Annotated in this window: 25 protein-coding genes (1 of these 25 only partly in view); 22 read left to right on the forward strand and 3 right to left on the reverse strand. The window is 41.7% G+C overall.

Translation table 11 applies throughout. The features are described from left to right. Positions 1-2: 2 nt before the first annotated feature. Complete coding sequence (locus tag DWW33_RS06890; RefSeq protein WP_118639138.1) at positions 3-824, reverse strand: hypothetical protein; 822 nt, start codon at positions 822-824, stop codon at positions 3-5. Positions 825-927: 103 nt separating this feature from the next. Beyond that, positions 928-1,104 (reverse strand): DUF4250 domain-containing protein, encoded by a 177-nt coding sequence (locus tag DWW33_RS06895; RefSeq protein WP_117840619.1) that lies wholly within the window; start codon positions 1,102-1,104, stop codon positions 928-930. A 724-nt stretch (positions 1,105-1,828) separates the two neighbouring features. Here DWW33_RS06895 and DWW33_RS06905 point away from each other — a divergent pair. The 10 genes from DWW33_RS06905 to DWW33_RS06950 all read left to right on the forward strand — a co-directional run bounded on the left by DWW33_RS06905 (position 1,829) and on the right by DWW33_RS06950 (position 12,205). Beyond that, positions 1,829-2,692, forward strand: coding sequence for an amino acid ABC transporter substrate-binding protein (locus tag DWW33_RS06905; protein WP_022243951.1), 864 nt, complete (start codon positions 1,829-1,831; stop codon positions 2,690-2,692). Between the two features lie 2 nt (positions 2,693-2,694). Beyond that, a complete protein-coding gene (locus DWW33_RS06910; protein WP_022243952.1) occupies positions 2,695-3,345 on the forward strand; it encodes an amino acid ABC transporter permease in 651 nt (216 codons plus the stop codon). A 13-nt stretch (positions 3,346-3,358) separates the two neighbouring features. Beyond that, positions 3,359-4,123 carry an amino acid ABC transporter ATP-binding protein gene (locus DWW33_RS06915; RefSeq protein WP_022243953.1) on the forward strand — a complete coding sequence of 255 codons (765 nt, stop codon included), beginning with the start codon at positions 3,359-3,361 and terminating at the stop codon, positions 4,121-4,123. A 108-nt stretch (positions 4,124-4,231) separates the two neighbouring features. After that, positions 4,232-5,587: a Trk system potassium transporter TrkA gene (gene trkA, locus DWW33_RS06920; RefSeq protein ID WP_118639140.1), complete on the forward strand. Its 1,356-nt coding sequence runs from the start codon at positions 4,232-4,234 to the stop codon at positions 5,585-5,587. 10 nt (positions 5,588-5,597) lie between these two features. Beyond that, positions 5,598-7,064: a TrkH family potassium uptake protein gene (locus tag DWW33_RS06925; RefSeq protein ID WP_118639141.1), complete on the forward strand. Its 1,467-nt coding sequence runs from the start codon at positions 5,598-5,600 to the stop codon at positions 7,062-7,064. A gap of 82 nt (positions 7,065-7,146) precedes the next feature. Further along, complete coding sequence (locus DWW33_RS15950) at positions 7,147-7,950, forward strand: response regulator transcription factor (protein WP_117840626.1); 804 nt, start codon at positions 7,147-7,149, stop codon at positions 7,948-7,950. Continuing rightward, a complete protein-coding gene (locus tag DWW33_RS06935; RefSeq protein WP_242994317.1) occupies positions 7,940-9,088 on the forward strand; it encodes a sensor histidine kinase in 1,149 nt (382 codons plus the stop codon). Before DWW33_RS15950 ends, DWW33_RS06935 begins: the two co-directional genes overlap by 11 nt. Positions 9,089-9,133: 45 nt before the next feature. After that, positions 9,134-10,627, forward strand: coding sequence for a cell envelope integrity protein TolA (locus tag DWW33_RS06940; protein ID WP_243088574.1), 1,494 nt, complete (start codon positions 9,134-9,136; stop codon positions 10,625-10,627). After that, on the forward strand, positions 10,620-11,285 hold the full coding sequence (locus tag DWW33_RS06945) for a DUF6320 domain-containing protein (RefSeq protein ID WP_117841230.1): 666 nt from the start codon (positions 10,620-10,622) through the stop codon (positions 11,283-11,285). Before DWW33_RS06940 ends, DWW33_RS06945 begins: the two co-directional genes overlap by 8 nt. A gap of 2 nt (positions 11,286-11,287) precedes the next feature. Further along, positions 11,288-12,205 carry an alpha/beta hydrolase gene (locus DWW33_RS06950; RefSeq protein WP_117840628.1) on the forward strand — a complete coding sequence of 306 codons (918 nt, stop codon included), beginning with the start codon at positions 11,288-11,290 and terminating at the stop codon, positions 12,203-12,205. Between the two features lie 71 nt (positions 12,206-12,276). Here DWW33_RS06950 and DWW33_RS06955 read toward each other — a convergent pair whose 3' ends face one another. Further along, positions 12,277-13,518, reverse strand: coding sequence for a 6-phosphofructokinase (locus DWW33_RS06955; protein ID WP_118088284.1), 1,242 nt, complete (start codon positions 13,516-13,518; stop codon positions 12,277-12,279). 173 nt (positions 13,519-13,691) lie between these two features. Here DWW33_RS06955 and DWW33_RS06960 point away from each other — a divergent pair, with 173 nt between their 5' ends. The 12 genes from DWW33_RS06960 to DWW33_RS07015 form a co-directional block, all read left to right on the forward strand. Further along, on the forward strand, positions 13,692-14,729 hold the full coding sequence (locus DWW33_RS06960; protein WP_118639162.1) for a radical SAM protein: 1,038 nt from the start codon (positions 13,692-13,694) through the stop codon (positions 14,727-14,729). 561 nt (positions 14,730-15,290) lie between these two features. After that, a complete protein-coding gene (locus DWW33_RS06965) occupies positions 15,291-16,316 on the forward strand; it encodes an acyltransferase family protein (protein ID WP_158565964.1) in 1,026 nt (341 codons plus the stop codon). Between the two features lie 50 nt (positions 16,317-16,366). Beyond that, complete coding sequence (locus DWW33_RS06970; protein WP_118639163.1) at positions 16,367-16,651, forward strand: acylphosphatase; 285 nt, start codon at positions 16,367-16,369, stop codon at positions 16,649-16,651. 214 nt (positions 16,652-16,865) lie between these two features. Next, positions 16,866-17,636 carry a lysophospholipid acyltransferase family protein gene (locus DWW33_RS06975; protein ID WP_117697619.1) on the forward strand — a complete coding sequence of 257 codons (771 nt, stop codon included), beginning with the start codon at positions 16,866-16,868 and terminating at the stop codon, positions 17,634-17,636. Next, positions 17,633-18,469, forward strand: a complete 837-nt coding sequence (locus tag DWW33_RS06980; RefSeq protein WP_118639143.1) for a glycosyltransferase — start codon at positions 17,633-17,635, stop codon at positions 18,467-18,469. Before DWW33_RS06975 ends, DWW33_RS06980 begins: the two co-directional genes overlap by 4 nt. Before the next feature lie 11 nt (positions 18,470-18,480). Then, the gene (locus DWW33_RS06985; RefSeq protein WP_118639144.1) at positions 18,481-20,301 is read left to right on the forward strand and encodes a glycosyltransferase; all 1,821 of its coding nucleotides are present in this window, start codon (positions 18,481-18,483) and stop codon (positions 20,299-20,301) included. Positions 20,302-20,353: 52 nt separating this feature from the next. Then, on the forward strand, positions 20,354-20,944 hold the full coding sequence (locus tag DWW33_RS06990; RefSeq protein ID WP_118639145.1) for a hypothetical protein: 591 nt from the start codon (positions 20,354-20,356) through the stop codon (positions 20,942-20,944). A 16-nt stretch (positions 20,945-20,960) separates the two neighbouring features. Next, complete coding sequence (locus DWW33_RS06995; protein WP_118088287.1) at positions 20,961-21,686, forward strand: prolipoprotein diacylglyceryl transferase family protein; 726 nt, start codon at positions 20,961-20,963, stop codon at positions 21,684-21,686. A gap of 306 nt (positions 21,687-21,992) precedes the next feature. Further along, positions 21,993-22,220 (forward strand): hypothetical protein, encoded by a 228-nt coding sequence (locus DWW33_RS07000; protein ID WP_022243971.1) that lies wholly within the window; start codon positions 21,993-21,995, stop codon positions 22,218-22,220. 153 nt (positions 22,221-22,373) lie between these two features. After that, positions 22,374-23,924, forward strand: coding sequence for a cadherin-like beta sandwich domain-containing protein (locus DWW33_RS07005; RefSeq protein WP_118639146.1), 1,551 nt, complete (start codon positions 22,374-22,376; stop codon positions 23,922-23,924). A 31-nt stretch (positions 23,925-23,955) separates the two neighbouring features. Further along, complete coding sequence (locus DWW33_RS07010; RefSeq protein WP_118173716.1) at positions 23,956-26,415, forward strand: ATP-dependent Clp protease ATP-binding subunit; 2,460 nt, start codon at positions 23,956-23,958, stop codon at positions 26,413-26,415. A gap of 89 nt (positions 26,416-26,504) precedes the next feature. Next, a protein-coding gene (locus DWW33_RS07015) for an endosialidase (RefSeq protein ID WP_117697630.1) crosses the window boundary here: on the forward strand, positions 26,505-26,771 show its 5' portion. Its footprint extends 147 nt past the window's final position; only the first 267 of its 414 coding nucleotides appear in the window; it begins with the start codon at positions 26,505-26,507; the stop codon falls past the right edge of the window.

Raw genomic sequence — 26,771 nt, forward strand, 5'->3', positions numbered from 1 at the left:
ATTTATAGTGTTACATGTTGTAACAGCATTTCGTACGTTACCCCAAGTTCCGGATTAAAATTCCATGGAACGAGAGCTGCCTGGCAGCCGGGGTAACGTTTTTTGATGTCTAAAATGCATTCCATGGCGCCGCTTACGGGAGAATCGTTAAGGGAAGAAGTCCGTTCATTTCCAAAGAAAGCATTTTTCCCGGTAGAAAGCAAAATGGTATCATTAACCCGTTTTACAATCTCATCGGTCTGGGAGGCAATATATTCCGTTACCCGTTCGTCCTGCCAGTGACAGGCTTCTGCAATGGTATCCCAGATCCACGCAGCCATATTATTAAGCTGGCTGTGAAGACCAAAAGCCACAGAATAATCAAAAGCATGGCTGCCATAGCGTATGACATGCTTTTTGGCTTTCTCATAAGTCTGATGCAGAAATGCCAGTGCCGTACTGACCGGAAGCTCCGTATCGATGGAAGCACCAAAGAGCTTTTTCTGCTCAAAGAGTGTATCACAGAATTTTTCGTAATCACTGTCGTATAAACCGGTAAGATTGCATTCGTCAAGGTGAATGGTAGGATAAGATTCCAACTGATAGCGTTTAAGAGCCTGTTTCATGGCAGGAAGATTATTATCAATTAAAGTAATCGATGAAAAGTGTCCGGCAAGGAGCGATAAATCCCAGTCGTTACAACCGCCGGCACCAAAGATGGCAAGGGAGCTGTCAGCAGCAGTAGAGGCAATCAGATAATTGCTGATGGCATTGCGATAATCTGTCCAGTCTTCGTAGGCGTGGGGCAGAAACTGTTTTTGCAAGAGGTCTTCGTAAAGTGACATGGGATACTCCTTTCATTATGTGTATCGGAACGGTTGGTATAAATGTGGTTATTTTTGATGCTGAGAGGGAAAATGTCCTCCCTACCGCCACAACAGACCATATTTATACAAACTGGTTTGTCTTCTCGTCATATTCATAGTCGATGGCGGAAAGCTTATTGCAAAGCTCGTTCCTCGAAAGATTTAAGGCAGAGCAGAGTTCATCCAAGGTAGGGTAGAAATCCCGAAGCTGTGTATTGATGTAACTTAATAACATGACTGGGTCATTTGGTATATTCATGGTGTAATATCTCCTTTTATCATTGATTGCATAGGTGCTTGCGAAAGGGGGAGAGGATTTCCTGATAAAAAAAGTTTTAAGGCATTCGCTGCACATTTGATTTTAAGATAATGAAATGCCACAGTTCTAAGTAGTCCATTTTTCTTTTTTGGATAAAAACAGTCTTTTCCATGTTTAACAGAATATTGGTACTGTCCGTCAAAGTACGGATGCCTTTTAAGGGCTGTTAGGGGCACTTGGAATTTCGTCTGGCAACAGGCAACACTGGTGCAGGGATGTACCAGCGAGGCACATTTGAACATGGATGTGAATATGTGCCGGTTGCCAGATGAAATCAGAATTATGCCGAAATTCCTAGTGCCCCTTGCAGACATTATGTGGCATCCGCTTTTGACAGACAGTGCCGATATTCTGTCAAAGCAAGTGAAAAGACAGTTTATAATAAAGAAAAATGGACTACTAAGAACAGTTGGCATTTCACATCCAAAAAAATCAAACGTACATCGAATGCCACAAAATTTCTTTATTCTTAAAAACTCTCCCCATTCGCAAGTACCTATGGATTATTCAGGTATATGCCCAATTTTAGTCTAAAATTTATCGGCTGACAACCTGAAATTAATATAGAAAATGATTTACATTACTGATTTATCATGGTAGTATACTAAAGTGATAGAAAAAGAACTTAATAAAAAGATATTACAAAAAGAGGAGGAACTCTATTATGAAGAAGAAAATGTTGACTGTTTTACTGGCAGCTGCAATGACCGTGTCACTGGCTGGCTGTGGAAGTAAGGATGCAGATAAAAAAGACAATGCATCTGTCCAGAATACTGAAAATGCAAAGAGCGACAATGGTTCAGACCGTACCCAGTTTGTTGTAGGATTTGACGCAGAATTTCCACCATATGGCTATATGGATGAGGATGGAGATTATACCGGATTTGACCTTGAACTGGCACAGGAAGTATGTGACCGTAACGGATGGGAACTGGTAAAGAAACCAATTAACTGGGATTCAAAAGATATGGAATTAGAGTCAGGTTCCATTGACTGTATCTGGAACGGATTTACCATGAATGGAAGAGAAGATGATTATACATTCTCTGATCCATATGTAGACAACAGTATTGTTGTAGTTGTTGCAAAAGATTCGGATATTAATAAATTATCAGATCTGGCAGGAAAAGTAGTAGACGTCCAGGCTGATTCTTCAGGACTTGCAGCATTACAGGGAGATGATGCAACCGATGAAAATAAAGAGCTGACTGCATCTTTTGCTGAACTTCAGCAGGTAGCTGATTACAATACTGCATTTATGAACTTGGAGTCTGGTGCTGTAGATGCAGTAGTATTGGATATCGGAGTAGCAAAATACCAGATGTCATCCAGAGGAGATGCTTTCCGTATGTTGGATGAGCAGGTATCCAGCGAGCAGTATGCAATCGGATTTAAAAAAGGTAATACAGAGTTAAAAGACCAGGTTCAGAAGACCTTGGATGAGATGGTAAAAGATGGAACATTTACTACTATCGTAAATAACTACACAGATTATAATTTACCAGAAATGGTTTGCTTAGGAGAATAGATATGTCATTTATTGCTGTAGCACAGCAGCTGGGTTCCGGTATGCTGGCATCACTTTCTATATTTGTATTAACATTGGTATTTTCACTGCCGTTAGGACTTTTAGTGGCATTTGGAAGAAAGTCACGGATTAAGCCGGTGCAGTGGCTTGTAAAATTATACATATCCATTATGCGTGGAACTCCGCTGATGCTTCAGCTTTTGGTGGTGTATTTCGGACCATATTACTTATTTGGAATCCGAATCTCCAAAGAGTATAGCTTTTATGCAACAATCATTGGTTTCTCCATTAATTATGCGGCATATTTCGCAGAGATTTATCGTGCAGGAATCGAAGGAATCCCGGTAGGACAGTATGAAGCAGCCAAAGTATTAGGATACTCTAAGGCACAGACCTTCTGTAAAATCATTTTCCCGCAGATGGTAAAACGCGTGGTGCCGCCGGTAACCAATGAAGTTATTACACTGGTAAAAGATACTTCCATGGCATTTGTACTGGCTTATGCAGAAATGTTTACCATTGCAAAACAGATTGCAGCCCGTGTCAGCAGCATCATGCCATTGTTTGTAGCAGGACTTTTCTACTACATCTTTAACTTTGTAGTGGCATTTATCATGGAACGAATTGAAAAGAAACTGAGTTATTATAAGTAAGGAGAGGAAAAGAATGAAGCTGTTAGAGATAAAGAATGTAAAGAAAAGCTTTGGGGCTGTAGATGTACTTCATGATATTTCACTCTCCGTGGAACAGGGGGAGGTTGTAGCAATTATCGGTCCTTCCGGTTCCGGTAAATCAACACTGCTGCGTTGTGCCACACTTCTTGAGACAATGGATGAAGGAGAACTGGTTTATCTCGGTGAGCATGCGGTGTCAACCGGTGCGGATGGAAAATCCCAGTATGTGGGAAACGCAGAATTAAAAAAGATTCAGGGATATTTCGGACTGGTATTTCAGAACTTTAATCTGTTTCCACATTATTCCGTGTTAAAGAATCTGATGGATGCACCGGTACATGTGCAGAAGCGGAATAAAGAAGAAGTAAAGAAAGAAGCAATGGAGCTTCTTGAAAAAATGGGGTTATCCGATAAGGCAGACTGCTATCCATGCCAGCTTTCTGGTGGACAGCAGCAGAGAGTTGCCATTGCAAGAGCGTTAGCACTTCATCCACAGATTTTATTCTTCGATGAGCCGACCTCCGCATTAGATCCGGAGCTTACCGGAGAAATCTTAAAAGTAATCCGTCAGCTGGCAAGTGAGCATATGACCATGGTAATTGTAACTCATGAGATGGCATTTGCCAGAGATGTGGCTGACCGTGTCATTTTTATGGATGGCGGTTATATTATTGAACAGGGTGACCCGAAGGAAGTAATCGAGCATCCGAAAGAAGAGAGAACAAAGCAGTTCCTGGCAAGATTTGCCCAGAATTAGGATTGGGTAAAGCCGGGATTGCATTATTTATAAAGTCTGCTATAATTCGTCATAGGTATTTGCTTCAACGACCAATAAATATGTATGAGAACAAGCATAGGAGAAGCTATGAAGATAATTATAGTGGGCTGTGGTAATGTAGGTGCAACACTTGCAGAACAGCTTAGTAAAGAAAAACATGATATTACAGTAATTGATACCAGACAGCAGGCTGTAGAGGCGGTGACCAATGTCTGTGATGTAATGGGAATTATTGGAAATGGTGCAAGTTTTAATGCACAGACAGATGCAGGGATTGCAGATGCAGACCTTATGATTGCAGTGACAGGTTCAGATGAACTGAATCTTTTATGCTGTCTGATCGCAAAAAAAGCAGGAGGCTGCCATACGATTGCAAGAGTCAGCAATCCTGTATACAGTAGAGAAATAGGTTTTATTAAAGAGGAATTAGGGTTGTCCATGATTATCAATCCACAGCTTGCAGCAGCACGCGAAATGGCGAGACTGCTGAAATTCCCTTCCGCGCTCAAAGTGGATTCATTTGCCAAGAGCCGGGTGGAATTAGTCAACTACCGGATTGAGGAGGACAACCCTCTTTGTAATATGCAGCTTAAGGATATGGGAAGCAGACTGCATTGTGACGTACTGATAGCAGTGGTTGAGCGTGGAGATGAAGTATATATTCCGGATGGTAATTTTGAGTTGAAAGCCAGGGATGAGATTTCCATTGTAGGAACACAGGCTAAGACGATTGAATTCTTTAAAAAGTTAGGAGTACCTACTTCTTCTGCGAGAGATGCACTGATTGTCGGTGGAGGAAGAACTTCTGTTTATCTTGCAAAGCAGCTTTTGGAAATGGGTATCCGTGTCAAAATTGTAGAACGTGACGAAGAACGCTGCGAAGAATTAAATGAAATGGTTCCAAAGGCGATGATTATCTGTGGCGATGCAACAGATAAAGACCTTTTAATCGAAGAGGGATTGTTAGAGACAGAAGCCTTTGTAGCGACCACTAATTTTGATGAAGAGAATATCATGCTGGCATTGTTTGCAAAGAGTTTATCTTCTGCAAAACTGATTACTAAAGTTCATCGTATTTCTTATGATGATATTATTGACCAGTTAGATGTAGGAAGTATTATTTATCCGAAATTTATTACTTCCGAGAGTATTATCAAGTATGTACGTGCCATGAAAAACTCCATGGGAAGTAATATTGAGACATTGTACAAGCTGAATGATAACCGGGTAGAAGCACTGGAATTTTTAATTAAAGAGGGTTCTCCGGTGGTTGGAATTCCACTGCAGGATCTTCGCTTGAAACCTAAGATGCTGATTGGATGTATCACCCATAAAGGAAAAGTGACCATTCCAAAAGGACAGAGTGTAATTGAAGTGGGAGATACGGTAATTCTTGTTACCACGACGACAGGGTTACATGATATCCGGGATGCATTAAGGTAGGAGGCTTGTCATGAATTATTCCATGATTCGATACATATTAAGCAGTGTTATATGCTTCGAGGGAATCTTTCTTCTGCTTCCGGCAGCAACAGCAGGTATTTATCAGGAAAAGGAAGGCTTTTTATATCTGATTATCGGACTTGCCTGTATGCTGATTGGGTTTTGGGGCAGAAGAAGAAAACCGAAGAGCAGTGTATTTTATTCAAAAGAAGGATTTGCAGCAGTTGCATTAAGCTGGATAATCCTCAGTCTGATTGGCGCATTGCCCATGTATTTAACCGGAGAATTTCCATCTTATATTGATGCGTTATTTGAGACAATTTCCGGCTTTACGACAACAGGTTCAAGTATCTTAAGTGATGTAGAGACACTTTCCCGTGGAACAGCTTTCTGGCGTTGCTTTACCCACTGGATTGGTGGTATGGGTGTGCTGGTATTTATTATGGCAGTCATGCCCCTTTCCGACAGCTCCAGTATGCATCTGATGCGTGCAGAAAGCCCGGGACCATCTGTTGGAAAACTGGTTCCAAAGGTAAAGACTACTGCAATGATTCTCTATGGAATCTATGTAATCTTTACGGTGATTGAGATTATTGCGCTGTTAATAGCAGGAATGCCACTCTTTGATTCCATGACATTGACCTTTGGTACCGTGGGAACCGGTGGATTTGGACTATTGAACAGTAGTATAGCATCTTATAGTACAGCGGTGCAGATTATCATTACGGTATTTATGATTATCTGTTCCATTAATTTTACTGTATATTATATGTTTTTGATTAAGCGGCCGAAGGAAGCACTGATGTGTGAGGAAATGCGTTACTATCTTTTGATCGTATTCGGTTCGGCACTGCTTATTGCATTTAATATCAGAGCCAGCTTTGCTTCTTTTGGAAAAGCATTCCAGCAGGCAATCTTTCAGGTGGCATCTGTTATCAGTACTACAGGATTTGCCACGGCAGATTTTAATCTCTGGCCGGAATTTTCAAGAATGATTCTGGTGCTTTTAATGTTTGTCGGAGCCTGTGCCGGAAGTACCGGCGGTGGATTTAAGGTTTCCCGTCTCATTATTATGGTAAAATCTGTCCGTAATGAAATTATGTCTGTGACCCATCCGAGAAGTGTGCAGAAGGTACATATGGACGGAAGACGAATACCGGATAATGTGGTAAAGACTGTGTTATGCTATCTGGCAGGCTATGTTGTTATTCTTATCGTATCAGTGTTGTTAATCAGTCTTGATAATTTTGATATGACAACGAACTTTACAGCAGTTATGGCAACCTTTAATAATGTCGGACCGGGACTTAACAGGGTAGGACCGACCGGTAACTTTGGTGGGTTCAGTGTTTTATCCAAGCTGGTATTGATGTTTGACATGCTGGTTGGTCGATTGGAATTATACCCGATGTTAGTGATTTTTGCACCGGGTTTATGGCGGATTCATCCTCACCGCCATGTTGGCAAAGTTCAGTAAATCTTAATAAATAATAAGGAATCCCTCCTTTGCCTGTATGCTATAATGTGTTTGGAATAGCAGACAGGCAGGAGGGATTTTTATGAAAAACCGTATTCTTGTGGTGGATGATGAGAAGGAGATTGCAGACTTAGTAGAGATATATCTGGTAAGTGAGAAGTTTGACGTAATCAAGTGTTACGATGGAGATACAGCAATAGATGCAATAGAGCATGAGAAAATTGACCTTGCAATTTTGGATATTATGCTGCCGGGGATTAGTGGACTGGAGCTGTGCCGCCGGATTCGAAAAAAAGAGAATTATCCGGTTATTATGTTAACTGCAAAAGATTCCGAAGTGGATAAAGTAACCGGACTTACCATAGGAGCAGATGATTATGTGACAAAACCGTTTCTTCCGCTGGAACTGGTTGCAAGAGTGAAGGCACAGTTACGCCGTTATGAGCGCTATGGAGCAAGGACGGACCAGCCGGCAGAGAATATGTCTTTTGACGGTAATATAATAGAAAATACATCTGCAAATGGTTCATATGATGCGGCAGATGGAACGTATGCATCAAATCATGCAGGAACGGAATCGGATGATACTATTATATGCCGTGGAATTTTGTTAAAGAAATGTGCACATGAATGCTATCTGGATGGAGATGAGATTTCACTTACACCGACAGAATTTACGATTTTGCAGGCGTTGTGTGAAGCAAAAGGCAGGGTACTCAGTGCGGAAGAGCTGTTTCATATTATCTGGAAAGACGAATATTATAGCAAAAGCAACAATACCATAACCGTTCACATCCGGCATCTGCGGGAGAAACTTAAGGATACCGGTGAACGTCCAAAATACATTAAGACAATATGGGGAGTGGGATATAAGATTGAAAGATGACAATAATAAGAAAAAACTGGATTTTGCACCGGTAAGACGAAAAATATTTTCCCGGATTGTATTACTGATGGCAGGAGCTTTCTTTGGCATCTGGTTTCTCTACCAGTATGTGCTGCAGGGCAGATTTGCGGATGGAATTGTAAGGTTTCTTTATGATTTTACCAGCATGACTTATGAAGATGCGAGAGATTTCTATTGGCATAATATCGGAAATCACTTCGAACTGATTTTCTTTGGGGCAATTGCACTGGTATTCTGTCTGATGTTTTATTTCTTTTTAAATTCATTTACAAAATATTTTCAGGAAATTGATAATGGAATCAATGCATTGGTGCATCATGATGGCAGACAGATCCGCATGTCGAAGGAAATGGCTGCCATGGAAGAAAAGTTAAACAGCGTGAATGCAACTTTAAACCGGCAGCTTTATGATATTCAGATGGCAGAGAAGAAGAAGGATGAGTTGGTATTGTATCTTGCCCACGATATCCGGACGCCGCTTACCTCTGTGATTGGGTATCTGAAATTATTAGAGGAGATGCCGGATATTTCAAAAGAGCAGCAGGATAAATTTATCCATGTCACCCTGGACAAAGCACTGAGACTGGAAGTTCTGGTGAATGAATTTTTTGACATCACCCGTTTTAACCGGCAGGATATTGAACTAGCAACGACAGAGATAGATCTTTATTATATGCTGATGCAGCTGTCGGATGAAGTGTACCCGCTTCTTGCACCGGAACATAAGAAAGTGGAAATACAGGCTGATGAAAACTGCAAAGTATATGGGGATGCAGATAAGCTGGCGCGTATTTTTAATAACATATTAAAAAATGCCATTGCCTACAGCAACCCGGACAGTACCATTGTCATTTCCGCATGGGAGGAGCCACCGGGAACCGTTATCCTGTTCAGTAATCAGGGGCAGACAATATCACCGGAAGAACAGCAGCGTATTTTTGATAAATTCTATCGGCGGGATGAAGCGAGACAGACCAACAGCGGAGGAGCGGGTCTGGGACTTGCCATCGCAAAAGAACTGGTGGATCTGCATGGAGGAACCATCCGTGTAATGAGTGAAAACGGCCGGACAACATTTAAGGTCTGCCTGCCGAGACGAAAAATGCCGACAGCTTAGAAACGCCGGTTGTATTTTTAGGTGTATTATTTTATAATATTCGTTATGAGTAAAGAAGAAAAAAAGCAGAGACAACAACATAAAGAGAAGATAAAGCAGGAGAAAGCTTTCGCTAAAGCAGAAAGCAAACAGGAGAAAGCCGCTGCCAAAGCAGAAAGCAAACAGGAAAAGCAGGCTGTCAAAGAGCAGAGCCGGCAGCAGAAAGCCGCTTCAAAGGAATTGGAAAAGCAGGAGAAGCAGCAGCGGAAAGCAGAAGATAATAAGCGCCGTCATACCGATATCAAATGGGACCGGCTGGATAATACGGCACATCTTTTTCCGGTCATTGCAGGAGAAGCAATGAGCAATGTGTACCGGATTGCAGTTACTTTAAATGAAGAGGTACAGCCGGAGTATCTGCAGCAGGCACTGGATATCGTACTTCCGAAATTTCCGGGCTTTAACTTGAGACTGCGTCAGGGAATTTTCTGGTATTATTTTGAAGAGAATGGCAAGAGTGCTCCAAGAGTACAGGAAGAAAGACATTTTCCATGCCGTTTTATCAGACAGAATAAGAACCACAGCTATCTTTTCCGGGTAACTTATTATAAATGCCGGATTAACCTTGAGGTCTTTCATGTACTGACAGATGGTATGGGCGGAATCAATTTCTTAAAGGAGCTGACCTATCAGTATTTAAGACTGGTGCATCCGGAACTGAGGGAGAAGCTGGGAGATAAGTTAAGCAGCGACACATCCATGAACCGTGAGGACAGCTTCCTTAAAAATTACAAGCACAGCCATGCCAAGGGATATAAGACAAAGAAAGCATATCTTATCAAAGGGGAAAAATTACGAACCGATGAATTTGGAGTAATTCATGGATTTGTAAAGATTCCGGCATTGAAAGGGGTATGTCATAAATATGGTGTCAGCATCAATGAGTATCTGGTTGCGGCATTTGCTTACAGCGTATACCGGGAATATCTGCATGGTATGCCGGACAAACGTCCGATTCGTGTAGCGGTTCCGGTGAATTTAAGACCATATTTTAATTCCATTACCACCAAGAACTTTTTTACGGTAGTATCTGCAGAGTTTGAACCGGTGGAGGATTCCTATACGTTTGAAGAAGTATTGAAGATTACTACAGAGAGTCTTCATCAACAGATTAATAAAGAGCATTTAGAGGAACTGTTTTCCTATAATGTTTCCAATGAAAAATTATTGGTTGCAAGAGCAGTACCGCTGTTTTTGAAAAATATTGCCATGCGTTATGTGTATACATCGGCAGCACTGGCAAATACATCCACTGTAACCAACATTGGAAATGTGAAAGTGGAAGAGGATTACCAGCCATATATCAAGATGTTTTATGCATTCCTTGCCATGTCAAAGGGACAGAATATCAAGGGAACGATTTGTTCCTATCAGGATACGCTGGCATTTACCTTTAGTTCTGTTTTAAAAGATACATCCCTGCAGCGTGGATTTTTCCGGAAACTGTCAGAGGATGGTCTGAATGTGGAAATAGAAAGTAATGGTGTGTATTATGAGTAAATGTAAGAATTGTAATGTGGAAATCTTAGATGACAGCCAGATCTGTCCGCTGTGCCACAGTGTATTAGAAGAGGGAGAAGAAGGACACAATACCTATCCGGATGCATGGATTCCAACCAGAAGATTAAAATTTGTGACAAATATTATATTCTTTCTGGTGTTATTAGGCAGTGTGGCAGCAGGCTATCTCAATTATATCTGGTATCAGGGAAAGCTCTGGAGCCTGATTGCAATTGCAGGACTTTGGTATCTGTTCCTGATTTTCCGGTTGGATATTTTAAGCAATAATGGATATCGGACGAAAATCATAGCAACCACATTATCCGGAATTTTATATGTGATTCTGATTGACTGGATAGTGGGATTCCATGGCTGGTCGGTTAATTATGTGCTTCCAGCAGGCATTATGCTGTTAGATGCAGGTATTGTTCTGCTCATGATTATCAATTCCAGAAACTGGCAGAGTTATCTGATGTTCCAGTTGTTTGGAATTGTATGCAGCCTGATACCGCTGCTTTTGATAGCACTTCACATCGTGACCCATCCGGGCTTAAGTGAACTGGCATTTGGAATATCGGTATTTTTATTCCTCGGAACGCTGATTATCGGTGACCGCAGAGCCAGACTAGAGTTAAAGAGAAGATTTCATGTAAGGTGATTATGGAAGAAAGTAAGACGAGTGTACAGGGCAGAGTCATCCGTGACCTAATTGCCCGTTTTGCAAGTGATAACTTGATAGGAAGAAAATTAAAGACCGGAGAGCTTCGTAAGAAAATGGTGGAACCGGCGTGGAAATGCCCGGACTGTTTTCTGATGCAGAAAATTAAGATGCCACAGTTTGAAATGGAGCTTTTAACCTCCATGCAGAATCCAAGGGAAGATAAAGTAGTTCTGCAGCTGCATGGTGGCGGGTATATTGGAAAAATGCGAAATGCCTACCGTACCTTTGCCGGACTTTACAGTGAGGTGGGAAAAGGAATCAGTGTGCTGACCATCGATTACCGCGTGGCACCAGAGCATCCTTTCCCGGCAGCATTGGAAGATACGGTGGAAGCCTATGAATGGCTGCTAAGCTGTGGATTTAAGCCGGAACAGATTATTGTGGCAGGTGATTCTGCCGGAGGTGGACTGGCATTGGCACTTTGCATGTACTTAAAGGATCATGGGAAAGCACTTCCCTGCGGACTGATTGCCATGTCTCCCTGGACAGATCTGACTGCCAGCGGTGAATCCTATGATACGAATTATGAGCGTGACCCGTTATTTGGAAATACAAGGGACAGTCTCATTTATAATAAGGATTATGTGGGAGACGCAGACGAAACGAATCCTTATATTTCACCGTTGTTTGGTGACTTCATAGGATTTCCACCAATGCTGATTCAGGTTGGTTCTTATGAGATGCTTTTAAGTGATTCCACATCCGTAGCAGAGAAGGCAAAGAAGCAGGGCGTAAAAGTCCGCTTAAGCATTTACGAAGGAATGTTTCATGTGTTCCAGATGGCAATGCTTATGATGCCGGAATCCAAGCGGGCATGGGCTGAAGTCGGCAAATTCATTGAGATGATTTCGGAGTAAAAATCCGCTGTATCGGAAAAGACTGATTAAAATGTCTTAACCGGGACAGCGGATTTTGAATATGCGGGTAACTAACGTTTGTTAGTCAGGTGTGACACGTTCATATAATTTGGCAGTCCATTTTCGTAGGAAATGGAAGTCTCGCCCTGAATCAGTGGGAGAAGATATTCAACCATTTCTTCAGTAACATCATTTCCGCGCTCGTTAATCCATGCTCTCGGAACGGATTTTGCTTCATTCGCAATGTTCTTGATTTCTGCATAACCATATTCGATGGTATATGGTGCATTGGAAGTACGGTTCATGGTTACCATGGAAGCGGTAATGCCCTGTTTTGCAAACGCAACAGCATGTTCACCGGAAGCAACAGCTTCATTTAAATCGGTGGCAGAAGAAAGGTGGGCAGCGCAGCGCTGTAATACATTTACTTCTACAGAACGGACTTTTACGTTGATATTGTCTTTAATCAGATATTCCAACGCTTTACCGGCACCGCTTAACTGGCTGTGACCGAAGGTATCTTCCATGCTTTCTCCAGCACAGATGTAATTGCCCTCTGCATCATGAATTCCCTCAGATACTGCAATGATAATATTGTTGTGTTCCTCTAAGAGAGCACGCACATCCGTTAAGAACTCCTCTTTATCAAAATTGCATTCCGGAAGATAAATAAGATGCGGCGCATCGCTGTATTCGTTTCTGGCAAGGGCGGAAGCGGCGGTCAGCCAGCCGGCATCGCGTCCCATAATTTCTACGATTGTTACACTCTTTACGGCATAGATAAATGTATCATGTGCAATTTCAAGTAAAGAAGATGCAATATATTTGGCGGCGGAGCCAAATCCCGGAGTGTGGTCTGTTACCATCAGGTCATTATCGATGGTCTTTGGAATACCAATAATGCGGACATTGCTTCCGATACGCTCGGCATATTCGGAAAGCTTTAATACGGTATCCATGGAATCATTTCCGCCGATATAGAAGAATGCACCGATATTCAGCTTTTCAAACTGCTTGAAAATATAGTTATAAGAAGAATCATCATCCATAAAATCCGGCAGCTTAAAACGGCAGGAACCAAGGTACATTGCCGGTGTGTGAATCAGACGCTCTAATGCATTTTCGTCCGCTTCCATAATTTCGGAAAGGTTAAGATAATGTTCATTTAAAATACCTAAGATTCCATTTACGGAACCGTAAACAGTGCCATAGCAGCCGGCAGCACCTTTAATGACACCGGCAAGGCTTGCATTTATTGCAACGGTTGGTCCACCGGACTGGGCAACCATGCAGTTTTGAATCGATGTATTCATAGTCAGACTCCTTTGTGATTTCAAAGATTTGTGTTAGGATATATAAAAAAGTTATAGTTATTATAAGAAAATATCCTACAAGAATAACTATATATGATAGAATCGGAAAAGGCAAGACTAATCCGGCGGGAGTGGGAAGAACCGCAAGAAAAAATAAAGGAAAGGCAAAAGAGATGGAAAATTGTATGCTCTGCCCAAGAGAATGTGGCGTAAATCGTAAAAAAGGTGAAATGGGAGTCTGCGGTCAGACAGCAGTTATAAAGGCTGCAAGAGCAGCACTTCATATGTGGGAAGAACCGTGTATTTCCGGGCAGAATGGCTCCGGAACGGTATTTTTCAGCGGCTGTAATTTAGGCTGTATCTTCTGCCAGAATCACAATATTGCCACAGGAAAAGCTGGAATTGAAATAAGTATAGAGCGGCTGGCAGAAATTTTCCTGGAATTGCAGGAAAAGGGTGCAAATAATATCAATCTGGTAACGGCAGGACATTTTGTGCCACAGGTGGTTGAGGCATTGAAGCAGGCAAAGCAGCAGGGACTTTATCTTCCGATTGTTTATAATACCAGCTCCTATGAAAAGGTGGAAACACTTCGCCTGTTAGAGGGCTATGTGGATATTTATCTTCCTGATTTAAAATATGTTGACAGCGCAATCAGCAGCAGGTATTCCCATGCAGCGGACTATTTTACTTGTGCCAGTGCAGCGATTGCAGAAATGGTGCGGCAGGTAGGCAAACCGGAATTTGTTTTCGAACGGGCAGCAGGCAAAGAAGGCAGCAGTGCGGAATTTCCGGCAGATGAGAAAAAGAAAATTTCGGAACAGCAGAATAATATGATATTTGACGCAGCAGAATATCAGGAGCGCAGCGAAGCCGGGGAGTTCCTTTTGATGAGAAAAGGCGTCATTGTGCGCCATCTTGTTATGCCGGACTGTGTGGAAGATTCCAAGCGTGTGATATCTTATCTTCTTAAGACCTATGGCGGTCAGATTTTTATCAGCATTATGAATCAGTATACGCCGCTGCCACAGTGCAGGGAGTATCCGGAATTAAGCCGCCGGGTAACGGAAGCGGAATATGATGCGGTGGTGGATTATGCGATTGAACTTGGCATTGAAAATGGCTTCATCCAGGAAGGAGATGTGGCAGAGGAGAGCTTTATCCCGGAGTTTGATGGAGAAGGGATTGTACGGAAAGATGAAGATAGATAATTAAAAACAAACTTATTGAACATATGTTCTTCACATGGTATAATATTAATGTATAATTGAAAAAGAAAGCAGGATGTGTTTTCCGATTATTAGATGCCCTCTAGTTGGTAAAGGAGGGTGATGCCCTATGAACACAATAGAAGTTCTTACTTTGTTGCTAGTAATATTCGCGGCGCTATCTTACATAGATAATCATAATAATAAAAAGAAATAGCATCCCACTCGTCCAAAAGTAGATGCTATTTCAAAAATAGTTTTCACTGAGGGCAAATCGGAGCATATCCGATTACCTTTCTAAGTAAATTATACACTAGGGTACTTGGCTTTTCAAGTACCCTTTTTTACTTTACAGGAAATTGCTTTCCTGTAAAGTAAAAAACGCTCCGCGAGGATGCGCACTGCGGCGTATAAGGTAGATGCCGCAAGCGACCGCCGCAGGCGCGAGAATGTGCCAAGGCACATTCTTTATTCTCGGGCAGATTCTCCCTAAATGATAAAAAATCTTGACATCTCCCGCAAAAGTTCTATAATACATTTTCGGTAATGCGAGGATGTAAAAGGATGAATAAAGAAAGAGACTATTTTTTTGATAATTTAAAAGCGGTATTGATATTCTTAGTTGTGCTGGGACATTTCCTGCTCCCTATCCGTGGAGACAATCCATTGGTGGTGGTGAAACGGCTCATCTATGTATTTCATATGCCGCTTTTTGTATTTATCTCCGGCTATTTTGCCAAGAAAATTTATAAAAATGGACAGTATAATTTTAAGAAAATATTGTATCTGCTGAAAGCATATGTTGTGTTCGTTGTGGCAATTCAGATAGTATATGCCATTGCGGGATTTGAAAAATTTACGGAGATAGATTTCTTTTCCCAAAGTGGTGCACCGTGGTATTTATTTGCAATGATTGTATGGTATCTGACGATACCACTTGTCCGTAAATGTAAAGCGGTGCCGGTTCTTTTGCTTACGGTAGTGCTGGCATTAACAGCTGGCTATTTTAAAAATGTGGGGGACTTTTTATGTCTGTCACGAATTCTGGTATTTGGACCGTTTTTCTATCTGGGCTATTTTCTGGAGCAGAAGACACTGGAAAAAGCATTGCAGCCAAAGTTTCAGAGACTGGTGGTTCCATGCGCGGAGGCAATCTGTATCTTTATTCTGGCATATGGAGCAAGGTTGAAAGATTCCCTGGGAATGGTATATGAAAATATATCCTATTATGAACTGGAAGAAGTGTGGAAAGGACCGATGGTCCGCCTTTCCCTGATGATTGCAGCATTTCTTATTTCCTGGGCAATTATGTTTTGCATTCCGAGAGGAAAGACAAGGTTGTCAGCAATCGGACAGAATACCATGCCGGTATATATGCTGCACCGGATTTTACGGGATATTCTGATGTTTGCCGGAATCTATGATTATCTAGGTGACTGGGGCTGGATAGCATTTTTTATCCTGTTAGGATTAAGTGCTGGAATCGTATATGTGTTAAATAATTCACATGTTGTCAATCAGGTCAACCGGATACTGGCATTACATACGCCGCAGTTAATCAGAAACTTAAAAAGGCAACGGGCACGTTAGTCTGGATGGAAGAGATTGATACCATTGGAATGATAAAGAGAGGTGGTCGTATGTCAGAAAATAGAAAAATTCGTGTTTTTTATCAGTTTAACGGATATGTCCAGGGTGTGGGATTCCGCTATCGCATGTCGCATCTGGCGGGGTATTTTGGTGTGACTGGTTGGGTGCGCAATGAATATGACGGCTCGGTACAGGCAGAATTGCAGGGACTGCCGGAAGAAATTGATATGATAATTCAAAGACTCTGCCAGGACCGTTACATCGAAATCTGCAGCATGGACAGAAAAGAACTTCCACTGGATGAGACGGAACGGGGCTTCCATGTAAAATATTAAAATGCAAAAAGCAGCTTCTGGCATACTTTGTCAGGAGCGTTTTTACTTTACAGAAAATTGCTTTCCTGTAAAGTAAAAACGCTCTGCGAGGATGCGCACTGCGGCGTATAAGGTAGATGTCGTAAGCGACCGCCGCAGGCGCGAGAATGTGCCAAGGCACATTCTTTGTTCAGAAAAGTTGCAAAAAATAGCAAGAAATAGTAAACTGTGGGATATGCGAGTATACTACTATGAAAATGAATTAGAGGATGAATTTTCGGAAGCAAAGATAACTGCGAAGAAAATTGATGGAACATATCAGTACAGCCAGGACAGCTTGGGAAGGAAATTATTACATTTTATCTGTTATAATCTCATTGCAAAACCGGTGGCATGGTGCTTTTTAAAGATAAAATACCGTCATAAGATAGTGGGATGGGAAAAAATAAAAGCGTTAAAGGGACAGGGATTTTTCCTCTACGGAAATCATACCAATGCAGGAGCAGATGCATTGATTCCCACAATGCTGGCACATCCGACGGATGTATATGTGATTGTGCATCCGAATAATGTTTCTATGCCCTTTTTCGGAAAAGTAACGCCATATCTTGGGGCGTTGCCGCTGCCGGATGATAAGGATGCCATGAAACATTTCTTAGAAGAAATCGGAAAGAAAATCACTGCGAAAAAATGCGTGATGATATATCCGGAGGCACATATCTGGCCTTATTATACGAAGATACGTCCTTTTAAGGATTCTTCCTTCCGTTATCCGGTGCAGTATCAATGCCCGGTAATCTGTTTTACCAATACATATCAGAAACGGAAGCATAGTAAAAAGCCGCAGATAGTAACCTATGTGGATGGTCCGTTTTATCCGGATGCGAAATTGCGTGGAAAAGAGCAGAAAGCAGACCTTAGAAACAGGGTTTATGAACAGATGAAAGAAAGAAGCAGCAGGAACACCCTTGTACTTGCTACTTATATCAAAAAAGGTGATGTATGAGAAATATTCTATTTTCGGGGAATGTCAAAGTATTTGATGGAATACTGACCGGGATGCTGTCCATTTTTATGCGGACGAAATCGACAGAGCCATACCGCATCTACATTTTTACAATGGATGTATCACATTTAAGAGAGGATTTTCTGCCGGTGAGTGATGAGCAGATTGCATTTTTAAATGAGGTAGCAAAGTCCTATAACAAAGAAAATATTGTAATCAAGATTGATGTGACAGATATTTATAAAGAAGAATTTGCAGGCTGTCCGAACGAAGGTGCGTATTGTTCACCATATACCCTGCTTCGTCTGTTTGCAGATAAGATTCCGGAAATCCCGGATAAGCTTCTTTATCTGGATGCAGATATTTTATTTAACCGGGAGCCGGAGCTTTTATATGACATTGATGTAAAGGGGTATGAGTATGCTGCAGCAAGAGACCACTATGGAAAATATTTAATCAATCCAAACTATATCAATGCGGGAGTATTGCTTTTTAATATGGCAGAGATTAAGAAAACAGGCCTTTTTGAAAAAGCAAGACATCTCATTAAGACAAAAAAATTACTGTTTGCGGATCAGGATGCAGTATACAGAAGTACCACGGCAAAGAAAATGCTGCCGCAGAAATATAATGACCAGAAGTTCTTACATAAGAGTACAATAATCAGACATTTTTCCAAACGGCTTTTTTATCTGCCATATCCGCATACGGCAAATATTAAGCAGTGGAATGTCAGTGCAATTCACAGAATTTTTAAGTATGAAGCGTTTGATGATATTCTGTTCGAATATATTTATCTGAAAAAGAAATTTGAACAGGACACTAAGAGGTAAGGAGTTAATTTATGGAAATGAAGAGTTTATCACAGTATGGGAAGAAAGCGGAGATACCGATTTTCTTTGCCTGCGATGAAGGATTTGTAAAATATACGATGGTTTCCATGAAGTCCATCATGGAAAATGCAGACCGCAGCCGGAAATATCATATTTACATTTTACATATGGGAATTACGGAAGCAACCCAGGCAAAAGTGCTTGCCATGGCAGATGAAGAATTTGCAATTGATTTTGTGGATGTTACAGACAAGATGAGGAGCATTGCAGATAAGCTTCCGATTCGTGACTATTATTCCAACACAACATATTTCCGGCTTTTTATTCCGGATATGTTTCCACAGTACCGCAAGGCACTTTATATTGACAGCGATACCATCGTAGTGGGAAATGTTGCAGAATTATATGACCATAAGCTTGGTAAATTATATGCCGGAGTCTGTCCGGACCGTGTGGTAGCACAGACAGATATCTTAGGTGATTATGTAGAAAAGGTATTAGGCGTAAAGCGTGCCAGATATTTCAACGCCGGAGTAATGCTGATGAACTGCAGTCAGTTCCGTGAAAATCATCTTTTAGATGAATTCTTAGAGATGCTTCACATCTATCTTTTTGTGGTAGCGCAGGATCAGGATTACCTGAATCTGATTTGCAAGAATCAGGTGCTTTATATGGAACCGAAGTGGAATGCACAGGTATTTGGAGAACTTGCCTGCCCGGAAGAAGAGGTGGGATTATTCCATTTTAATATGGCAGCCAAACCATGGCATTATGAAGACTGCCGTCTGGCAGAGTATTTCTGGAAATATGCGAAGATGACAGCGGATTATGATGCCATAAAAGAAGGACTTGCTAATTATACCGATGAGCAGCGCCGCAATGACAGTGTGTCTGGTGAGAAATTAATCCAGCTTGCGGTATCTGAGATTAACAGAGAAGATAATTATCTTCGCAAGATGGAAAAAGCCGGAAAATCAGAAAGTAAGCTTGCGCTGCTTGCTCACATAGAGGAACTGGAGCGGGAAGGAAGATTTTCAGAAGATGCAGAAGAAAATCCACCGGCACCGGTTCTGATGCCGGAAGATATTAATTATCTTCCAAGAAGTTTAAAGAGCAAGACACAGACCAAATATGCATTTAAAGTAGCAAGATGGTTTGTCAATATGCTGATAAAGAAAAAGCAGTTGATAATCAAAGAATACAAAGGCATTGAAAATCTTGAAAAAGTAGCAGACGGAGCAGTCATTACCTGTAACCATTTCAATGCATTTGACAGCTTTGCCATCCAGCTTGCCTTCGAGCAGGGTAAATTGAAAAAGAAAAAAATGTACCGTGTAATCCGGGAAGGCAATTATACCGGATTTCCGGGATTTTACGGAGTGTTAATGCGCCATTGCAACACACTGCCGTTAAGCTCTAATTTTAAGACCATGGAGAAATTTATTGCTGCCGTAGACAGGGTATTAGAGAAAAATCAGTTTGTACTTGTCTATCCGGAGCAGGGAATGTGGTGGAATTACCGGAAACCAAGACCGTTGCAGAAGGGCGCATTTACCTTCGCTGCCAGAAATAATAAGCCGGTACTTCCGGTATTTATTACCATGGAAGACAGTGATGTTTTAGATGATGACGGATTCTATGTGCAGGAATATACGGTGCATTTCTGTGAACCGATTTATCCGGATCCGAATAAAAAGCGTGCACAGAATTCCTGTGAGATGCGGGATAAGAATTATGAAGCGTGGAAAGCTGTTTACGAGCAGACCTATGGAGAGAAACTGACCTATAGTTGTGATGAAAAACAGCCGATTAAAGAGAAGAAAGCACTCTAATAAAAGTTGCAGGAAATGTAATATGTATTGAGAAAGGGTAAAGGGATAAATTATGAATAATCAGTGGAACCAGATGCCACCAAACATGCCGTCACAGCAGAGACCGCCGATGCCACCGAATATGCCGCCGCAGCAAGGTGGACCAATGCCGCCGAATATGCAGATGCAACAGGGCAGACCGATGCCATCAAACATGCAGATGCAGCAGAGACCGCCGATGCCAACGAATATGCCGCCACGACAGGGAAAAATGCCACGACCGGAGCTCTCTCCGGAAGATAAGAAGCAGGCAGACAAATTATGTATTATTTCCATGATTTTGATGTTTGCACCGATGGCAGTAATTTTTATTAAGAATATTATTCTGGGACTGTTGTTTGATGCAGGAAAAGAAGAAATTTATTATAATATCGCAAGCAGCTATGTATTAGGTTCAATTCTGACTTTTCTTATGGCTGGCTGTGGAATTGCAGCACTGGTACTTATGATTTTGGTCCGTGTAAAATATCCGCAGAGTGTATTTGGTAAAGTGCTGATGTGGCTTTATATTGCACTTGCCATTCTTGTAGTAGTATTTATAGCAGTAACAATTATTGCCTGTGGGCTGGCATTCATAAGCTGTGTCCGAAACTGTCCGGGCTGATGAGGCAGGAAAATAAATGATAGATATTACGATTTTGCACTGGAGAATTTCGCCGTATTTTATCTGTTTTCTCTTAAGCTTTGTACTGGCATATCTTTATGTCACATGGTATTTGAAAAAAGCAGGAGTAAGGGGCAGTCATATCTTTTATTCAGAGCTTTTGAATACAGTCCTGGCATTATATTTTGGAGCATTTTATACCTTTATTGTGCAGCTGGCAGAACAGGGTAAAGTAGAAACATTTGGTTTTTCCAGTCTTGGCGGTATGGCGGGCATCCTGCTCGGTGTGTGGATTTTTACAAAAATCAGTAAGGAACATAAGATAGAGCTATGGACTGCATATGTGCTGGCATTGGGACTGATGTATGCGGTTTCAAAGCTAGGCTGCTTTTTTGCAGGCTGTTGTGTTGGCATGAGATATCAGGGACCTGGCAGTATCCGCTATCTTGATAATGGAGCAGCGGGGGAATACCTTTTTCCGGTCCAGCTGGCAGAGACGATCTTATTTCTGCTGGCGTTTTTGTTGCTTCACAGGATGGCAGAACGAAGAAGGAATGGTATAATTCCAAAGAGTCTGTTGCTGTATGCGATATTAAAATTCGTACTGGATTATCTGAGGTATTATGAAGACAGAAAGATTTTCAGTGCGAACCAGTGGGGATGTCTGCTGGTAGCTGTAAGCGTATTGCTCTATGAGGCAGTACGGCAAATTAGACAAAGAGCGAATAATAAAGTAATATAACGGATATGAGAAAAGAGTTTTGTGGGTGTTGTGCCGGCAGAACTCTTTTGCATTGTTATGCATCCAAAGAAGCTGACGGACAGGTTATGGTGTTTATCAAGCGTTATATTTATTGTAAAAGGTTGGATTCGGAACAAAGTATTTAGAAAAAATTTGGAAATAAGTTTACATAATATAGGTACGAAATATGGGACACATCCTGTTGTAACATGATCTTATCAGAGAGCAAAGCCACTGAAAAATACCAGAAAAGTGGCAGAAAAGCGAAGGAAAAGATAAGAAAAAAGACACAGGGAGGTCACAATTATGCGTGATAATACAGTACATGTAAGAAGAGGAAAGAAACATCCGTCAAGAATGGAAATGATAGTGCTTGCAGCTCTTGCAGCCCTTATGGTAAGCGGCGGAACATTATTACTGCTGGCAGCTTTGCTGGGACAGGATATTACAGACTGGAACCACAGAGCAGCAATTACAGCAGGTCTTTCTCTTGCCGGAGTTGTGTGGGGATGGTTAATCAGGGCAAACCGTTAGACATATCCGTGGGATAAGTACGACATGGTTTTTCGAATTGAGGTTGACGCATTCCCGATAGTTTTCTATAATGAAACTGATTATATTGTACAGGAAAATCAAAAGAAGATTTTCTGTTGTTTTGGAGAAAAAGGGAATTGAAGGAGACGGAAAATGAAGAAAACAATTCGTAAGATAGAGATACTTTTCATGACATTGATTTGCATTTTTGCCATGTCAGGAATGCCGATGCAGGTATATGCAGGTCCTGCGGATAATTCGCTGGAGACACTGACAGTAGCCGAGGGTTCATTATCACCTGCATTTGAAGGAAGCCGTATGTACTATACGGTACAGGTAGGACAGGATGTAAGCAGCGTGACGGTAAGTGCAAAAACGGTAAATCCGGCAGCAACGATTCAGTCCGGGGTGGGAACCACTACCTTAAAAACAGATGGAGATACAAAGATTGACGTAGTAGTGCAGGCAGAGAATGGAAATCTTGCAACTTATCATCTGACCATAACCAAGTCTGCAACAGGTGCTACAACAAATACAGATACTACAACAAGCACAGACACAGGCAATACTCCGGCGGACAATAATACCGGAGCAGATAATGGCACAGATACAGCCACACCGGACGATACTGTATCTGCCTATACCGTGTCAGAAGATTTCGCAGCAGAACAGATTCCGGCAGATTTTACAGAAGCACAGGTGCCTTATCAGGGAGCTGAATACCGTGGTGCTGCTTTTAACAATGGTAATTTATCTCTTTTATATATGACAGATGCAGCAGGAAATGCAGGCTTTTATGTGGTAAATGGCACCGATGGCAGTGTGTGCCCATATATTCGTATCGATAATGGGGATAATTATCTGATTTTAATGACACCTTCGGCAGTGACTTCCTTTGTACCGGGCGAAGCAACCACGCCTATTCAGGTTGGGGACAGTACATTTGAAGATGCATACGCAACAGATACAGAAAATATTTATACCGTATATGGAATGACAAATGATGGACAGGAAGGCTGGTATAATTACAATACCAGTGATGGAACCTTCAGCGAATACCAGTACAGTGACAGCACGGAGGAGGATACCGATACCACCTATCTTCAGAATGCATTAAATGACTTAAATGACAAATATACCGCTAGAAAAGACCGGGATTTAAAAATTATTGCCGGATTAATTGTAGTAATCGTAATTCTTATTTTTATCATTATTAATCTGTTGCTTCGTGGAAGAAGAGGTTATGAAGAAGAGGACGATGATGAAATCGAAGAAGCAGTAGATATCTTTGAAGAAGAAAAACGCAGAAAGGCAAAGAAGAAACAGAAATTCGTAGAAGATGCCGGTAAAGTCGAAGAAGAACCGGTCGAAGAAAAAGAGACCAGTGCAGTGAAGGATTTACCGGAGAAAGCAGAGTCAGAAGAAAAAGAAGAAGCGGATTCCGCCGCTCAGTTACCGGAAGAAGTGGCAGAACGGTTAGGCGAAACTGACTTTATGGAAGAATTTGAAGAAGAACCGGAATTTATGTCCGGCAGAAAGAAACGTGAAAAGGAAAAGAGAGAAAAAAAAGAGAAGAAACGGCGGAGCAAAGATATTTTTGATGACGATGATGAAGATAATGGAATCTTTGCAAGCCATGATGACTTTATTGAAAAAGAATCATCAGATGATGATATTGAAGTAATGGATTTAAATGATTTATAAGAGAATTGGCGCGTAGTGACAGGAGGATTTTATGCATAAACCATATACAAAACAAGCGCAAAAAGTAATAGAACTGACGACAAAGGCAGCCAGAAGCATGCATCATAATTATATTGGAACAGAGCACCTTTTACTGGGATTGCTAAAAGAAGGCAGTGGAGTAGCTGCCTGTGTTCTGATGGATGCGGGAGTAGAAGAAACCCGTCTGGTAGAACTGATAGAAGATTTAATCGCTCCATCTTCGGATGTGGCAGTATTAGACCGGAAAGGTTATTCTCCAAGGATTCAGCATATCATTGAGACCGCTGACCAGGAGGCAGAGCGTTTTGACAATGAGAATATCGGAACAGAACACCTTTTAATTGCATTATTGAAAGAGGCAGACTGTGCCGGTGTACGTCTGTTGAATACACTGGGTGTGAATATCCAGAAGATTTATATCGAGACTCTGGTAGCCATGGGAGAAGACGTAAACCACTATAAAGAGGAGATTGCGGCAAGCAAATCCGGAAAAAAGAAAGCAGTAGAAGTAACGCCAACCTTAGATCAGTATTCCAGGGATTTAACTGCTATGGCAGCCTATGGTGAGATAGACCCGGTGATTGGCAGAGAGGCAGAGATTGCCCGCGTGATTCAGATTTTAAGCCGCAGGACGAAAAATAATCCATGCCTGATTGGAGAGCCGGGAGTTGGAAAGACAGCTATTGCAGAAGGACTTGCCCAGCGTATTGCATCCGGACTGGTTCCGGATACAGTCCGGGGAAAACGAGTGGTAACACTGGATTTATCCGGAATGGTAGCAGGCTCTAAATACCGTGGAGAATTTGAAGAGCGGATTAAGAAAGTCATTCGTGAAGTGACAGAAGCAGGAAATGTACTTCTTTTCATAGATGAACTTCATACCATTATCGGAGCAGGTGGAGCGGAAGGTGCTATTGATGCATCCAATATTTTAAAGCCATCCCTTGCCCGTGGAGAAATACAATTAATCGGAGCAACCACATTAGAAGAATACCGTAAATATATTGAAAAAGATGCAGCCCTGGAACGTCGTTTCCAGCCGGTAACGGTGGAAGAACCGACGGAAGAGCAGGCAATAGAAATATTAAAGGGATTAAGAGAACGCTATGAGAAACATCATCATGTACAGATTACAGATGCCGGAATTGAAGCCGCAGTGAAGCTGTCTGCCCGTTATATTGCAGACCGTTATCTGCCGGATAAGGCCATTGATTTGATGGATGAGGCTTCCTCGAAGGTTCGCCTTGGCGGATTTAAAATGCCGGAGAAGATTAGTGAACTGGAGCGTAAGATTGCTCAGTTAGAGGACGATATGGAGACGGCATTGATGGAACAGCGGTTTGAAGATGCCGGGGCAATCCGCAAGGAGAAGGAAGCTGCCCGGAAGAAATACGAAAAGCAGGTGGAAAAATACCATCGGGATGCAGACAAGAAGAAACTGGTTGTCGGAGAAAATGAAATTGCAGAAATTGTATCTGACTGGACAAAGATACCGGTGAAGAGACTGGCAGAGGGCGAGGCTGCACGTCTCAACCGTCTGGAAAAGACACTGCATAAGCGTGTAGTAGGACAGGAAGAGGCAGTCAGTGCAGTGGCAAGAGCAGTCAGAAGAGGACGGGTAGGATTAAAAGATCCGCATCGTCCGATAGGTTCCTTCCTTTTCTTAGGACCGACCGGAGTTGGTAAAACAGAGATAACAAAGGCACTGGCAGAGGCTGTCTTTGGCGATGAGCAGGCAATGATTCGTGTTGATATGTCAGAGTACATGGAGAAGCACAGTGTTTCTAAAATGATTGGTTCACCGCCAGGTTATGTAGGTTATGAAGAAGGCGGCCAGCTCAGCGAAAAGGTCAGAAGAAAACCATATTCTGTTATTCTTTTTGATGAAATTGAAAAGGCACACCCGGATGTATTTAATGTATTGCTTCAGGTACTGGATGATGGACAGATTACAGATGCCCAGGGCAGACGGGTAGATTTTAAGAATACGATTATTATTATGACTTCCAATGCAGGGGCGCAGTCTATCATTGCACCGAAGAAGCTTGGATTTGCTGCAGGCGAAGATGAAAAGAAGAATTATGAATACATGAAAAATGGTGTAATGGAAGAAGTCCAGAGAATCTTTAAGCCGGAGTTCTTAAACCGAATTGACGAGACCATTGTATTCCGGGCTCTCAATAAAGAGGACATGAAGAAGATTGTCACCATTTTAAGCAAATCTTTAATTGACCGGTGTGAAAAACAGATGGGTATCCATCTGACCATAACCGGCAGCGTAAAAGGATACATTGCTGAGAAGGCATACAATCCGAAATATGGAGCAAGACCATTGCGGCGTATGATACAGACACAGATAGAAGATATGCTGGCAGAAGAGATTTTATCCGGTAAAATCAAGCCGGGAGATGATGTGGAAATCCGCATGGTAAAAAAGGAAATAAAAACCGTTGTGAATTCATCAAAATAACTGGAAAAATGTGTCGAGATAAGCTATAATATTTTCATAAAATTTACGAAAAAGCCATCGTGGGATAGTGGCTTATAGGAGGATAAAAAATGGCTGTAGTTGCAGAATTAATTCGTTCAGAAGCAAACGGAACAATCAGTTTTGGAGATTATACACTGGGAGCAAAATCCAAACTGGACAATTTTGAACATGCGGGAGATTTGTACAAAGTTAAGACATTTCGTGAGATTACCAAATTAGAGAGAAATGGAATGTTTGTATATGAATCTGTTCCAGGAACTGCAGTTACAAATATGGTAGCATCCGAAAACGGTGTGGAATTTGAAGTAGAAGGACCGGAAGATGCAGAGATTACA

The organism is Roseburia sp. AF15-21, assembly GCF_003479505.1.
Taxonomy (GTDB): domain Bacteria; phylum Bacillota; class Clostridia; order Lachnospirales; family Lachnospiraceae; genus Roseburia_C; species Roseburia_C amylophila.